We start from the raw sequence: 12,980 nt of genomic DNA, 5'->3' as shown, positions 1-12,980 counted from the left end.
AGATGGGGGAGGGTGAGAACGCCCTCACGCGCTCTCGCGGGCGGCGCGGTAGAAGTCCTTCCACTCCGACCGTTCCTTCACGACGGTCTCGAGATATTCGCGCCAGACGATGGCGTCCTGCACCGGATCCTTGATCACCGCGCCACTGATGCCGGAGACGAGGTCGTGGGCCGAGAGGTGGCCGTTGCCGAAATGCGCGGCCAGCGCCAGCCCGCTGCCGACGACGCTGATCGCCTCGGCCGTGGAGAGCGTGCTGGACGGCTGCTTGACCTTGCTCTTGCCGTCCGCGGTCACGCCTTCCCGCAACTCGCGGAAGATGGTGACGACGCGGCGGATCTGGTCGGCGCCGGGCGGTTCGGCGGGGATCTCGAAGGCGCGCCCGAGGGCGGCGACACGGGACTCGACGATGGCGATCTCGGCCTCGATCGTTGCCGGCGAGGGCAGCACCACGGTGTTGAAGCGCCGCTTCAACGCGCTCGACAATTCGTTGACGCCGCGATCCCGGTTGTTGGCGGTGGCGATGAGGTTGAAGCCCCGCGCGGCGGCGATCTCCTCGTTGAGTTCCGGGATCGGCAGGGTCTTCTCGGAGAGGATCGTGATGAAACTGTCCTGCGTCTCGGACGGGATGCGGGTCAGTTCCTCCACGCGGGCGATTTTGCCCTCCTCCATGGCACGCACGATCGGGCTCGCCACCACCGCCTCGCGGCTCGGCCCCTTGGCGAGGAGCAGTGCGTAGTTCCAGCCGTAGCGGATCGATTCCTCGCTGGTGCCGGCGGTGCCCTGCACGATGAGGCGCGAGGTGCCGCAGATCGCGGCGGCCAGATGCTCGCTGACCCAGCTCTTGGCGGTGCCCGGCGTACCGAGAAGAAGGAGCGCCCGGTCGGTGGCCAGCGTCGCCACCGCCACTTCCATCAAGCGCCGGTCGCCGATATATTTCGGCGTGACCTCGAAACCGGAGCCGAGCCTTCCGCCCATGAGGTAGGTGACGACGGCCTGGGGTGAGAGCAGCCAGTTCGGCGGGCGCGGCCTGTCATCGGCGCCGCGCAGCGCCTCCAACTCCTCGGCGAAGGCATCTTCGGCGGCTCGGCGCAGCTGCGTCGTCTTGGTTCCGTTGGTCTGGCTCATGCCTCAGGCGAACTCCCGTCTGATGGTGGCGCGCAAAGCGAGGGTTTCGGCGAAGTCCTCGATCTGCCGGCGCAGGTTGTCCTCGGCCTCGTCCGGCAGCCGGGCGAGGATGGCGGCAGCCGATGCCGCGTGGTCCTCGTCGGGCCAGGCCCGTTCGGCGAGGCGGGTGAGCAGGTAAGCGGAGGCGAGGTCCTGGCGGTCGGATTGCGAGGTCCGCGTCACCGCAGAAAGCCAATCGAGGAGGGCCGCCGTGAAGACCTCCGACAGGGATGAGGGCGCCTGTCGCAGCAGGGTCAGAATCGTATCGATCTCCCCCTTGCCGAGGAGCTGCGCCACCGTCGCCTCCCATTCCGCATCGGGGAGCGACCGTACGGCGCGGGCCCAGGTCTCACGGAGCGCGTCGACCGGCTCGATGCCGGAGAGGCGCCCGGCCGACGCCTCGGCCAGCACCGACACCATCATCCGTACCCAGTCGAGGTCGCGCTCGCGGCGCGCGGCGGTGAGAAAACCATCGACGATCTGGATCGCCCATTCGCTGCGCAGGGCCAGTTCGATCCAGAGCTTCGGCGGATGATCGGCGAAGGCGTGGAGGGGAGCGGCGGCGATGACGCTCTCGAGCAGACCGGCCCTCGCGCCGCCGCGCCTCCGCTCGTAGGCGTTCGGCTCGATCCCGTCCCGCGCGAGCGTCGGCGATTCCTCCGGCAGCGTCACCACCAGAGTGTGTTTCGTCCCGCCGAGGAGCTTTCGGCTGCTTTCGACCACGAGCGCGGTTCGCGCCCTCGCCGCCATGCGGGAGGCGAAGAGCGAGTGGGTGAGGCGCGGTAGCAGGACTCTCGCTGCCGCGCGCACGCCGCCCGCGCGATCGTCCAGGCAGGTTTCGAGGAAGGGCGCATCCGCCTCCGACAGGCCGATCTCCAGGATGTAGACGAGGCGCTCGCGCATCTCCGCCTTCTCGGCGCTGAACCCAGCCTCCAGATCGGCGCGGGCTCCTTCGGGATCGCGCAAGCGGAAGTCGGCGAAGGCGGCGTGGCGCTCGGCCGGGCTCGCTTCAGCGCCATCCGGGGCCGAAATCGCCGCCTCGGCGCCTCGGGCGGAACAGGCCGCCTCCAGCCAGGCGAGCTCCTCGCCCGCGACCGCGTCGATGGTCTCGTCCCACTCGCGCCGGTAGGGCGCGAGGGCGGGGAGCAGCCAGGGCGGAGCGCGCATGCCCCGCTCCGCCGCGATCTCGCACCACTCCTTCACGCGGCCCTGCGCCTCCGTGCCCGCGGCGAGGAGCAGCCCGAGCCGCGCCGCCGCTTCGGGTGGGCAGGGACGGCCCTTCGCCTCGTGAGGGGGCGTCGGCGTGAAGGCTTCTGGCGGAAAGCCGCTGCCGGCGAGATGGTGGATGCCCGCGACCGCGACCCGCGCCAGCAGGGTCATGCCCGGCTCTGCGCGCGGCAGCGCACCGGCGACCGTCTCGAGATCGACAGGGGAGGGGGAGCGGTCGGCCCCCAGCAGAGCGGAGACGAGGGCCGACTCCCAATCGTCGGGGGCGGAGACGTCGAGGCCCATCAGGCCGCCCTCACCAGGATCGGCCGGGGATCCTGGGCCGGAACCGCGTAGAGATGCCCGCCGGCCACCATGGCGAGGGGCGTGAGCGCGAACCCGTCATAGAGACCGAAAAGATCGACATGCCCCCCCGCCGCCACCGCCATCAGAGGGGGGACATGTGCGGAATCGGCAAGGGTCAAACAGCCGGTGGCGTCACCCGCGCCCATGGCGCCATCCGCGAGATGTCCGAGGCGTAGTCCGGACAGCCGAAGCGGCCAACGGTCGATCCACGGCGCCCGCGCCAGGGCCCCGGCGAAACCGTCGAGGGCTTCGGCGACGCTCGTCGCGCCGGGCAGGGCGCCGGCCGGTGCCGGACTGGCGCGCCCCTCGCGAAACGCGGCCCTGAGCGGCGGATCGCCGGGATGGAAGGCGAGCGCGCCCGAGAAATCCTGTCCTGCCGCCGGGACCGGCGGCAGCGGCGAGCCGGAGGTGCCGTAATCGACGACCTGGGCCATGGCGCCACTCGTCCGTCCGGCGAGCCAGACGGTGCGGGCGGTGAGCTTGTCCTCGTCCTCCACCGCATGCGCGAGGACGGCCCACTCGTCGACGAGACCCGGACGTGCCGCCATTTCCTCGGTGGTCACGGGATAGCCGATGGCCGCGCGGACGCCCGCTGCCTGTTCGGTCGTGAGCCGTTCCAGACGCCGGGCGGCCCGGGCCAGCAGGGACAGGCGGCCGAGGGCGAGGGCAAGGGCCGCCTCCGGACGCGCGGCAGAGCCGGGCGCGGCCGCGATGAGGCCCGGCACGGCCCGGACCCTACGGGCGAGGCCCGGGGCCTGTCCATCGACGAGGCGTCCCGCCATGCGGTCCCAGAAGGCATAGGTCTCGCGCCGCACCGTCGCGAGACCGCGCCGCATCAGGTCGCCGAGCCAGAGATCGAGTTCATCGAGCGCCGCCGAGACCTTGTCCTCGCGGGCCTGACGGCGCTTGGCCTGCCCCTTTTCGTCGACGGGGGCAGAGGCTTGCTGGGACCGCGTTTCGGCGGAGACGGCGCGGCTCTCGCGCCCCCGGATCCAGGCGGCGATCCAATCCGGCGGTTCTGCCTCGGAGATCGGCGCGGCGGCATCTACCAGCATCAGGCCGATTGCGTGCTTGCAGGGAAATTTCCGGCTCGGGCAGGTGCATTTCGAGGCTGGACCGGAGAGATCGGCCACCGTGCGATAAGGGTTCGCTCCGCTTCCCTTGATCTCGCCCCAGACGACGGCGCCTGCCCGCCCGAGCCCGCTCCACTTGGCCGCCTTCGCCTGATCCTGCCCGGCCTTGCGGCTCGACGCATCGGGAGCGAGGTCGAGGATTTGCGCGGAAGTGAGGCTCATATGGCGATGGGACGGCGATTCCGAAGCTGGATGATTCGAGGGAGCCTAGCCGCCCCGAGCCGCAACGCAAGCATAAATCTGTATTTCAAGTTTATAATAAGAATAAAACAAATATTCCTCTGTAAGAAAGAGGCAGCAGAAATGCCGATATATGAGGAAAGCGGCACAGAGGTGTATTTGTCCTCCCTGATGGCAGTGCTCTGGTGTCCGTTCGTCAACGATCAGCAAGCCCGCCGCCGTCACTCGACCTCGAAAGGTGCTCTCGATATCTCAGCTACAGTTTCGTTCGATGGTCGTTTGCGAAGTAAAAGCGATGGTTCGGTATTCCCAAAAAAATCTTCCGGCGGGCCATTCTGGTCTGAGCGCAGCCCGTCCATGACCGGAAGCTCTGTGGGCAGTCTCAACGCTGTGACTTTCTGATCGACGCAGGCGCTGACTTCTGCCGGGAGGTATTCTCGCACTCAGGGGCCTATCTCCGTCGCGCTCGTTCCCTCGGGCGGTAAACCCCGTTCACCGCGACATATGAACCTATCTTCGATCCCGGCGTTCACATTTCTTGTGTTATCGAAGGAGTGGCGATGCTCATTGAAGACTATCGCGAGCCAGCCCGGCCCCGGCCGCGCACCAGGGATCTCAACAGCGCGCTGACCGAGACCACCCGGCGGCGTCTCGGCGAGGAGTTGCAGGCCCTCTACGAGCCCGTGATCGACGAGCCTCTCGACCCTCGCCTTGCCGAGCTCATGAAACAGCTGGAGGCGGACAGGGACCGTTAGATCCTGTCTGGCTAAATCCGGTCCAGGGATCGGGGGTGATCCTGTCGGTGCCGCCCGGCGATCTCCCGACGGCGGATGTCCTTTCTCCCCATGCGGGCTCCGGCCCAACCCGCACCTTGCCGCGGCCCTCGGTTCAACGCTGTTCGGACCCTCAACGCGGGAGAGGCCCCGATCTCGTGGCGATCCGGGTTCGAACCGCCGGAGGCCCGGCGGAACGACATCGTCCAGGGTCGGAGCGGACGAGTGTTCCGCAGCCATGACCGATTCTGAATGGCATTCGATGTCGGCGGGGCACCATCCTGCGTCATTCGCCGGTGGAGCGAGGGCTCAAAGTGCCTCGCCGGCCATGTAGTCGATACGAAGACGTCCTGATCGGCGATAGCGGCATTAATATCCTGACGGGCTTGGCCGGTAACGATTTCCTCCGGGGAGTAGGAGCATCCGATACACTGATCGGCGGCGACGGCAATGATAAGCTGGCAGTTACCAATGCACCAGCGCTGGTCGACGGGGGAAATGGGCAGGACAGGCTCCTGCTTCTTGGAGCCGATACTTTCACGTTCACCGACACAAGCTTCAAGAGTATCGAGACGATCTATGTGCGCGGAGCACTGACCCTCGATCTGTCGGGCGTGACCGCAGGCACTACGGTCAACCTGCAGAACGCCAAGGATACCTTCGCCACGGTGTCGGGGACAAAGGGGAACGATGTCATCAGGTCCGGCGTGGGTGACACGGTGATCGATGGCGGCACGGGTAACGACAAGCTGTATGCAGGTGGGGGAGCTGATACCTTCACTTTCGAAATGAATTTCGGGAAGGATAACGTCTATGGTTTCGCGAAGGGCTTCGATCATTTCGACGTGTCAGCCCTCGTGAGCAGCTTCGAGGATATCAACCTTACTATGTTGAACGGGGGGCGGACACTCTTGTCACGTTCGATGATGTTGGTCTTGGCAACAGTATCATCCTGAGAAATGTTGCTAAGGAATCCTTGAGTGGGGCGGACTTTGGACTCCTGATCTAGTAGTATGTCGGTAATTTACTTCTTGAGGGTAGTCTGAATCGTCTTACGAAATGAGGATGCAGGACGGGGCGGAACGAAGCTAACGGAAGAGATGTCCAGCGACGGCCTGCCGCACGCTGGACGCGAATAGCGACGATGAAGACCTCGGACGACGCGGCGTTATTTTCCGCCCAGTCCAACGAACCTCGGCGAAGTGCAGATGCTGCAGGCAAGCACAGGCGATGTTCATCATCACTGCATGCCCTTCCACGAGCGCTTGGCCCAGCAAGGCCAGCCGAAGAATGTCGCGCAGGCGGCCGTGATGCGAAGGCGACTGGTGACGCTCAGCGCGATCCCTCGCGAATGCACGTCATGATGGCCAATCACCGCTCGACCATCGACGTCGTCGCTCCGCCCCGTCCCTGTGAGTCGTCTGATCCATCGGGAGAATACGATGGCAGCAGACGCGCCTCGTCGTCATCACAGTGTCGCCCAGCCTTGCGATCCAGCGCGATAGTGAGCCGGTATTTTGCCGGCCATGTTCGCCGCGAACGCATTATGCAGCATCTTCTCATCGAGGAATCGTCCCTCCCGGGGTTGATCTTCGCCCTCGCCTTCGACACGGATGGACGGGGACGCCAGGTTGCGCTGGGGGACGAGCTTCCTTCCCTCGGTGACCCGGAACACGGCTTCGTTTGGCTTCACGTCGATCTCGTCGATGCGCGGACCGAGGCGCTGATCCTTGAGGGACGCCTCGGCCCGCCCCGTCTCGCCGCCGCAACCTTCGCCCGCGACGAGCATCAGCGTGTCGTCGTCGATGGCCCTCATGCCGGCTTCGTCATCGCCGACCGGGAACGCGCTTTCGACGGGTCGTCGAGCGAAGAACCGAACGGCCGCCTCCATTGCGTTCTCGGTCCAGGCTATCTGGTCAGTGGCCGTCGCCATGCCACGGCCTGCGCGGTCGCCGCCCGCGACGCGGTCCTGTCCGGCACCCTCGTTCCCGGCCCGGCAAAGCTGCTGGAGCGCTTCGTCGGCAGCACCATCGCATCGCTCAATGCCACGTCCGATCGCCTGTCCTCCTCCCTCGATGCCATCGAGGACGACATGCTCGACGAGGCCAAGGCCGACGATGCCAGGCCGTTGGGACCGATCCGCCGCCAATCCGTGCGCTCCCACCGTCAACTCGCCGGCTTACGCGCGGTGTTCCACCGGCTCGAGGATGAGGCCGCCATGGAGGGCGACCAATTGCCGGAAGCCGTCGGCGCCATGGCGGCGCGCGTGGTCCAGCGCCTCGATTCGCTCCACCGGGACATGCATGTCCTGTCCGAGCGCAGCCGGCTTCTCCAGGATGAGATCGCCGCCCGCACGACCGCGCTGACCAACCGCCAGCTCTTCACCCTCTCCATCCTCACGGCCCTGTTTCTGCCGCCCACCCTGGTCACGGGCGTCTTCGGCATGAACACCAAGGGCCTGTTCTTTTCCGAAACCGACAGCGGCTCCATGATCGCCCTGATCATCGGCGCGCTTGCGGCGCTGGCCGTCTATGTCGTCATCCGCCGGCTCAATCTCGCCGGCCGGCCTGGTTGATCCCGAACGCGAACGCGCCCACACACCCTCGATTCATCCGACCACCGGAGCCTTCCCCCGCATGGACTTCTTTCGCCGCTTCACCGTGCTCATGTGCGCGCCTAACTTCGACCCGGACGACCTCGAGGGCGTGCGCGTCCAGCAGATCATCGGCTCTGTGGAGAAGCTCGGCTTCGAAGTGGTCCGCGCCCGCCGCGTGGAGGACGCAGCCATCGCGGTCCAGACCGATGCCGCCATCGGCTGCATGGTGGTGGATTGGGGCAAGCGCGGCCTCGACGGCAAGGCGGCGGCCCTCATCAACCTGATGCGGAAGCGCGGGCTCGAAATGCCCATCGTCATCATGGTCCGCCGCAAGCGCCTGGAGGACATCCCCGTCGAAGTGCTCGACTTCATCGACGGCTACATCTTCCTGGCCGAAGAGACCCCGGACTACATCGCCCGCGGCCTGGTGAGCCGCGTGAAGCAATATGCCGAGACCCTGAAGACGCCGTTCTTCGGCGCGCTGGTCGATTACGCAGAGCAGGGCAACCAGCTCTGGACCTGCCCGGGCCATAATGGCGGCATCTTCTACAACCGCTCGCCGATCGGGCGTATCTTCGTGGAGCATCTCGGCGAGGCCGTGTTCCGCGACGACCTCGACAATTCCGTGCTCGATCTCGGCGACCTTCTGGTCCACGAAGGCCCGGCCTTGAAAGCGCAGAAAGAAGCCGCCGTCATCTTCGGCGCCGAGAAGACCTATTTCGTCCTCAACGGCACCTCGGCCTCCAACAAGATCGTGCTCTCGGCCCTGGTGGCGGAGGGCGACCTCGTCCTGTTCGACCGCAACAACCACAAGGCGGCCCATCACGGCGCCCTGTTCCTCGGCGGCGCGGTTCCGGTCTTCCTGGAGACCGACCGCAACTGCTTCGGCCTGATCGGCCCGATGTATCACGAGGCCCTCGACGAGGCGGCCATCCGTGAGAAGATCCGCACCAACCCCCTCATCACCGACAAGGAAGCCTGGAAGCGCGAGCGCCCGTTCCGCGTGGCGGTGGTGGAGCAGTGCACCTATGACGGCACCATCTACAACGCGCAGATGATCCTCGAGAAGATCGGGCATCTCTGCGACTACATCCTGTTCGACGAGGCCTGGGCGGGCTTCATGAAGTTCCACCCCCTCTTCGCCGGTCGCTTCGCCATGGGACTGAAGGGCCTCGACGAGACCTCGCCGGGCATCATCGCCACGCAATCGACCCACAAGCAGCTGGCGAGCTTCTCCCAGGCCTCGCAGATCCACACCAAGGACAGCCATATCCGCGGCCAGACCCGGCGCATCGAGCACCGGCGCTTCAACGAGACCTTCCTCGTCCACGCCTCGACCTCGCCGTTCTACCCGCTCTTCGCCTCGCTCGATGTCGGCGCGCAGATGATGAAGGGCCGCTCGGGCGTCGTCCTGTGGGACGACACGATCCGGCTCGGCATCGAATGGCGCAAGAAGGTCCGCGCCATCCGCCGCGAATTCGAGGAGAAGGAGGGCGATCCCCTGCGCCGCTGGTTCTTCGATCCCTTCGTGCCGGACACGGTGAAGGGCCCGGAGGGCAAGGTGCCGTGGGAGAGTGTCTCGACGGACGAGCTCGCCAGCGACGCGAAATACTGGGAGCTGACCCCCGGTGCCGCCTGGCACGGCTTCAACCATGTGGCGCCGAACTACGCCATGACCGACCCGAACAAGCTCACCGTGCTCACCCCCGGCTTCGACCGGCGCACGGGAGAATATGCCGAGCACGGCGTGCCCGCGCCCATCGTGGCCCAGTACCTGCGCGAAAACCGCATCGTGCCGGAGAAGAACGACCTCAACTCGCTCCTCTTCCTGCTGACGCCGGGCGTCGAATCCTCCAAGGCCGGCACGCTCATCTCCGGCCTCGTGGCCTTCAAGCGCCTGCATGACGAGAATGTGCCGCTCGAGGATGCCATGCCGGAATTCGTCCGGCGCCGGCCGAACCGCTACAAGGGCGTACGCCTGCGCGACCTCTGCGCGGATTTCCACGCCTTCCACCGCCAGCACGGCACCAGCACCCTTCAACGCAAGCAGTTCGAGCCCGGCCACCTGCCCGAGATGGTCATGACTCCGAAGGAGGCGGTGCAGCAGCTCACCCGCAACAACGTCGATTACGTGCCAATCGCGGAAGCGGAAGGTCGCGTGGCGACGACCTTGCTTCTGGTCTACCCGCCGGGCATCGGCACGGTGCTGCCGGGCGAACGACTGGACGAACGGGCGAAACCCATGCTGGACTACTTCAAGATGTTCGAGCGCTCCGCGAACCTGTTCCCGGGCTTCGAGGCCGAGATTCAGGGCGTGTTCCGCAACGTCGATCCCGATGGGACCATCCGCTTCTACACCTATGTCATGCGCGAGAATCGCCCGTGAATCCGGAAGGGCCGCCCGCCGCCTCCGATACCGGGATCATCATCCGGCCCTCCTCGGATGCGGACGTGCCGGCCATGGTGGCGATCTACGCCCACCATATTCGGCGGGGCGTAGGTGATGTGGGGGATTTCGAAGCGGATCCGCTCCATCCCGACGACCTCAAGCGCCGCCGCAAGGCCATGCGCAAGAGGCGTCTGCCGCATCTTGTGGCCGACCGCGATGGGGTGGTGGCGGGCTACGCTTACGCTGTCCCGTTCCGGAAGCGCCCGGCCTATCGCTACACGCTCAAGCACTCGATCTACGTTCATCACGAGCACCTGAACGCCGGCATCGGGCGACGCCTGCTGCCGGCTTTGATCGAGGCCTGCGCCGCCGGTGGCTACCGCCAGATGATCGGCTATATCGACGCGCAGAACGAAGCGTCCCTGCGGCTCCACGAGACCTGCGGCTTCGTCCGTGTCGGCCTGTTGCCGGCGGTGGGCTACAAGTACGGCCGCTGGAGCGACAGCGTCATGGTCCAGCGGGCACTCGGCACCGGCGCCACCGACCAGCCCGGCACCTGGACACGATCAGTTGAGGCGCTGGTGGCAGGGCACGAATGGATGGGGAAGTAGCACTTCCCCATCGGGCCGGTACGGAGCGCGTCAACTCCCGCGACATCGCTCTCCATCAGGCATTTTCGAGCCCGGCATCGACCCTCGCCGCCACGTCCTGCGAGACGTCCAGGGCCTCGGCCAATCGCTTCAGGAACTCCCGCTCCTGCAGCGTATCGGCATCGATGGCCAGACGCGCTGCCGCATAGAGGCGGGCACCCTTCTCCGGCGAATCCACGCGTTCGGCGAGTTCGTCGATCTCGGCCGGGTCGGCCAGCTCCTTTTCGAGCCAGGCGCGGCCATCCTTGTCGATACCGGCCGCCTCTACCGCCTCGTCGAGGCGCTGGCGCTCCTGCGTGTCCACGATGCCGTCGGCCAAGGTCGCCGCCACCATGGCGCGCAGCATGATGCGGGCCTCGTCCTCGCCGACTTGGCTGAGATCGGGGGTTTCGGGCTCATGGGAAGGACGGAGTGCTCGAAGAGCCAGGCCCGCGACGAGGGCGAGCCCACCGAGGGCGGCCGTGGCGGCGATCCCGCCCTTGCGTGAGCGCACGAGCGCGTCGACGATCTGTCTTGCATCGGCCATGGTGGTCATCCTGAAGGCGGGTTGAGGATCAGACCGGAAACGGACGAGACCCATCCCGGGTTCAAGGCGGGCCGTGCGGTGGAATCAGCCTGCCCCGCTTGTGCCGCACGGAACGGACACGATCTGTGGCGGGTCCGTGCAGCGCCAACGGAGCCGCAAGGCAGCCCCAAGGACGATCTTCCATGACCATCACCTCCATCGAATCCCGACTTTCGGTCTCCGGCCAGCCGAACGAAGCCGAGATCGCCGACTTGGCGGGAAAAGGGTTCGCTCTGCTGATCAACAACAGGCCCGAGGGGGAAGAACCCGGCCAATTGGGCACGGAGGCCGAAGCCGCAGCTGCTAGGGCGGCGGGGCTGGCCTATCTCCATCTTCCGGTTACCGGCCCAGACATCACACTCGACGACATCGCGCAGTTCCGCGACGCCGTGGAAGGGGCGCCCGGCCCTGTCCTCGCGCATTGTCGTAGTGGTACCCGCTCGCTCACCCTCTGGGCTTTGAGCGAGGTGTTGGCGGGACGCTTGAGGCGCGATGACGTCGCGGCCTATGGCCGGGAACGGGGCTTCGACCTCAGCGGCGCAATTCGCTGGCTCGACGCGCATGGCGAGGGGATCGTCGAGGATTGAAGCCGCAGGTGGCGGTCCGCAACATTGGATCAAGCCCGTGCTGTTCGCGGCGACCGCTATGGGAGATCGGGTCCAGACGCTTCCCGATCCGAGGCCTGCACCGTCTGGCGGTCGACCTCGTCCCTGATGCGGCGGCCCGCCATCAGGATCTCGAGAAGGAAGGCGACGATAGCCGCCACCGTGCAGACCAGGGCGACGCCGAAGCATCCGAACAAGACGGAGGCCGTGGCGGCATCGCGCAAGGCCCCGACGAAAAGCGTGAGCACCGCGAAGCCGGTCATGATGCTGCCGAAACAGGCCAGCACCACAGCCACATCGAGCATGAAGGAGCGCTGACGCAGATAGGTCAGTTGGCGCGACAGGTGCGCCGCCTCGGCCGCATCCGCCTTCTGCAAGCTGGCGGCGGCATCATCGACACGGTCGGCCACCCGCCCAAGGCGCGTTGAGAAGACATTGAGCAGCGTCGCCAGCGCCGTCAGCAGGAAAGCGGGAGCGAGCGCGACCTGAATGACGTGGGCGATGTCGTCGGGAGCGAGGAGAGAACCGGAAGCCACCATGACGTGGCGTTACGCCATGCCGAGCAGCCCCGGAAGATCCCTCCTCGCTGCGACCGCCGTTCCTAGACCCAGACCCTCGAACGGGGTGGAGGCGGGGTCGCCAGGTATAGATCATCATCTCCGCCGATGGACCGATGGCAAAGACGGCGCGGATGAGTAAGGCAGGCGCCACTGGGCCCAGATGCGACGAAGCCCCGCAACGAGTGATGCGGGGCTTCTCTTGTCGGATGAGGCTGAAACGTCTTCGCTCTTGGTGCAGGTCTTCCGTGCAGTTGTTATTGCGGGCAGCGGTGACGCTGACCGTCATTGCCCAGATAGGTGCCCGATCGCTGATCGTAGGAGCGGAAGCGCTGGATGCAGTAGGCGACGTCCTGATCGGACCCGCCGACATCCTGCTGAACCTCGACGGCGCCACCATAATAGGCTGGGGCATAGCCGCCGCCGTAATAGCCACCGTTATCGTAGTAACCGCTGCCATAGCCGTAACCGATTCCGGCTCCAGCCAAGCCTAGCCCCAAACCAAGACCGAGTCCGCCGTAGCCGTATCCCCGGCCGTAGCCACGATTGTAGCCATACCCGCGGTGATGACCGTAGCCGCCACGGTTGAAGCCACCGCCGGAGTTCGGACCGGCAGCGATCCCGCCCTGTCCGCGTCCACCGCCCCAGCCTCCCTGGCCAGCGCCCCCCACGGCAGCGGGACCGCCGCCAGCACCGCCACGGCTCAAGCCGCCACCGCCACCGCCCCAGCCTCGCCCACCACCGCCCGCAGCCGCGAGTCCCGCGCCGCCAGCACCTCCACGGCTCATTCCACCGC

General features: G+C 66.5%; 12 protein-coding genes. 6 read left to right on the top strand and 6 right to left on the bottom strand.

Annotated features, from left to right (window positions below; genetic code table 11):
* Window positions 1-24: 24 nt before the first annotated feature.
* The 3 genes from AC0IXR_RS14830 to AC0IXR_RS14820 are packed head-to-tail and all read right to left on the bottom strand — an operon-like array spanning window position 25 to window position 4,031.
* Window positions 25-1,125, bottom strand: coding sequence for an ATP-binding protein (locus AC0IXR_RS14830; RefSeq protein WP_471761310.1), 1,101 nt, complete (start codon window positions 1,123-1,125; stop codon window positions 25-27).
* 3 nt (window positions 1,126-1,128) lie between these two features.
* Window positions 1,129-2,676, bottom strand: a complete 1,548-nt coding sequence (locus AC0IXR_RS14825) for a DUF5691 domain-containing protein (protein WP_471761308.1) — start codon at window positions 2,674-2,676, stop codon at window positions 1,129-1,131.
* The gene (locus tag AC0IXR_RS14820) at window positions 2,676-4,031 is read right to left on the bottom strand and encodes an SWIM zinc finger family protein (RefSeq protein ID WP_471761307.1); all 1,356 of its coding nucleotides are present in this window, start codon (window positions 4,029-4,031) and stop codon (window positions 2,676-2,678) included. Before AC0IXR_RS14820 ends, AC0IXR_RS14825 begins: the two co-directional genes overlap by 1 nt.
* Before the next feature lie 578 nt (window positions 4,032-4,609).
* Here AC0IXR_RS14820 and AC0IXR_RS14815 point away from each other — a divergent pair.
* The 5 genes from AC0IXR_RS14815 (at window position 4,610) to AC0IXR_RS14795 (ending at window position 10,418) form a co-directional block, all read left to right on the top strand.
* Entirely contained in the window at window positions 4,610-4,804 is a 195-nt protein-coding gene (locus AC0IXR_RS14815; RefSeq protein WP_056422192.1) for a hypothetical protein, read from the top strand.
* Window positions 4,805-5,136: 332 nt separating this feature from the next.
* Window positions 5,137-5,778 (top strand): M10 family metallopeptidase C-terminal domain-containing protein, encoded by a 642-nt coding sequence (locus tag AC0IXR_RS14810; RefSeq protein WP_471761306.1) that lies wholly within the window; start codon window positions 5,137-5,139, stop codon window positions 5,776-5,778.
* A 590-nt stretch (window positions 5,779-6,368) separates the two neighbouring features.
* Window positions 6,369-7,397 (top strand): CorA family divalent cation transporter, encoded by a 1,029-nt coding sequence (locus tag AC0IXR_RS14805; RefSeq protein WP_419953040.1) that lies wholly within the window; start codon window positions 6,369-6,371, stop codon window positions 7,395-7,397.
* Window positions 7,398-7,458: 61 nt separating this feature from the next.
* The gene (locus AC0IXR_RS14800; protein WP_471761305.1) at window positions 7,459-9,804 is read left to right on the top strand and encodes an Orn/Lys/Arg family decarboxylase; all 2,346 of its coding nucleotides are present in this window, start codon (window positions 7,459-7,461) and stop codon (window positions 9,802-9,804) included.
* Window positions 9,801-10,418: a GNAT family N-acetyltransferase gene (locus tag AC0IXR_RS14795; protein WP_056422177.1), complete on the top strand. Its 618-nt coding sequence runs from the start codon at window positions 9,801-9,803 to the stop codon at window positions 10,416-10,418. The genes AC0IXR_RS14800 and AC0IXR_RS14795 overlap by 4 nt, the downstream gene beginning before the upstream one ends.
* 55 nt (window positions 10,419-10,473) lie before the next feature.
* Here the strand turns inward: AC0IXR_RS14795 and AC0IXR_RS14790 are convergent, their stop codons facing one another.
* Window positions 10,474-10,983, bottom strand: a complete 510-nt coding sequence (locus AC0IXR_RS14790; protein ID WP_056423228.1) for a DUF533 domain-containing protein — start codon at window positions 10,981-10,983, stop codon at window positions 10,474-10,476.
* A 182-nt stretch (window positions 10,984-11,165) separates the two neighbouring features.
* Between AC0IXR_RS14790 and AC0IXR_RS14785 the strand changes: the two genes are divergently transcribed.
* Complete coding sequence (locus tag AC0IXR_RS14785; RefSeq protein WP_056454704.1) at window positions 11,166-11,609, top strand: protein tyrosine phosphatase family protein; 444 nt, start codon at window positions 11,166-11,168, stop codon at window positions 11,607-11,609.
* 56 nt (window positions 11,610-11,665) lie between these two features.
* Here the strand turns inward: AC0IXR_RS14785 and AC0IXR_RS14780 are convergent, their stop codons facing one another.
* The gene (locus AC0IXR_RS14780) at window positions 11,666-12,166 is read right to left on the bottom strand and encodes a DUF2721 domain-containing protein (RefSeq protein WP_207414116.1); all 501 of its coding nucleotides are present in this window, start codon (window positions 12,164-12,166) and stop codon (window positions 11,666-11,668) included.
* Between the two features lie 275 nt (window positions 12,167-12,441).
* Window positions 12,442-12,980: BA14K family protein (locus AC0IXR_RS14775; RefSeq protein ID WP_471761303.1), on the bottom strand; the 539-nt coding region annotated here is incomplete at its 5' end.

This window comes from Methylobacterium sp. AC832 (genome assembly GCF_979256025.1).
The sequence above is the reverse complement of the archived record's forward strand: the minus strand, read 5'-3'. Positions and strand labels throughout refer to the sequence as shown.

Coding starts and splice junctions, on each gene's coding strand:
- AC0IXR_RS14825 (WP_471761308.1), bottom strand. CDS start 2,676: ATGGGCCTCGACGTCTCCGCCCCCGACGATTGGGAGTCGGCCCTCGTC.
- AC0IXR_RS14815 (WP_056422192.1), top strand. CDS start 4,610: ATGCTCATTGAAGACTATCGCGAGCCAGCCCGGCCCCGGCCGCGCACC.
- AC0IXR_RS14780 (WP_207414116.1), bottom strand. CDS start 12,166: ATGGTGGCTTCCGGTTCTCTCCTCGCTCCCGACGACATCGCCCACGTC.
- AC0IXR_RS14830 (WP_471761310.1), bottom strand. CDS start 1,125: ATGAGCCAGACCAACGGAACCAAGACGACGCAGCTGCGCCGAGCCGCC.
- AC0IXR_RS14805 (WP_419953040.1), top strand. CDS start 6,369: ATGCAGCATCTTCTCATCGAGGAATCGTCCCTCCCGGGGTTGATCTTC.
- AC0IXR_RS14800 (WP_471761305.1), top strand. CDS start 7,459: ATGGACTTCTTTCGCCGCTTCACCGTGCTCATGTGCGCGCCTAACTTC.
- AC0IXR_RS14785 (WP_056454704.1), top strand. CDS start 11,166: ATGACCATCACCTCCATCGAATCCCGACTTTCGGTCTCCGGCCAGCCG.
- AC0IXR_RS14820 (WP_471761307.1), bottom strand. CDS start 4,031: ATGAGCCTCACTTCCGCGCAAATCCTCGACCTCGCTCCCGATGCGTCG.
- AC0IXR_RS14790 (WP_056423228.1), bottom strand. CDS start 10,983: ATGGCCGATGCAAGACAGATCGTCGACGCGCTCGTGCGCTCACGCAAG.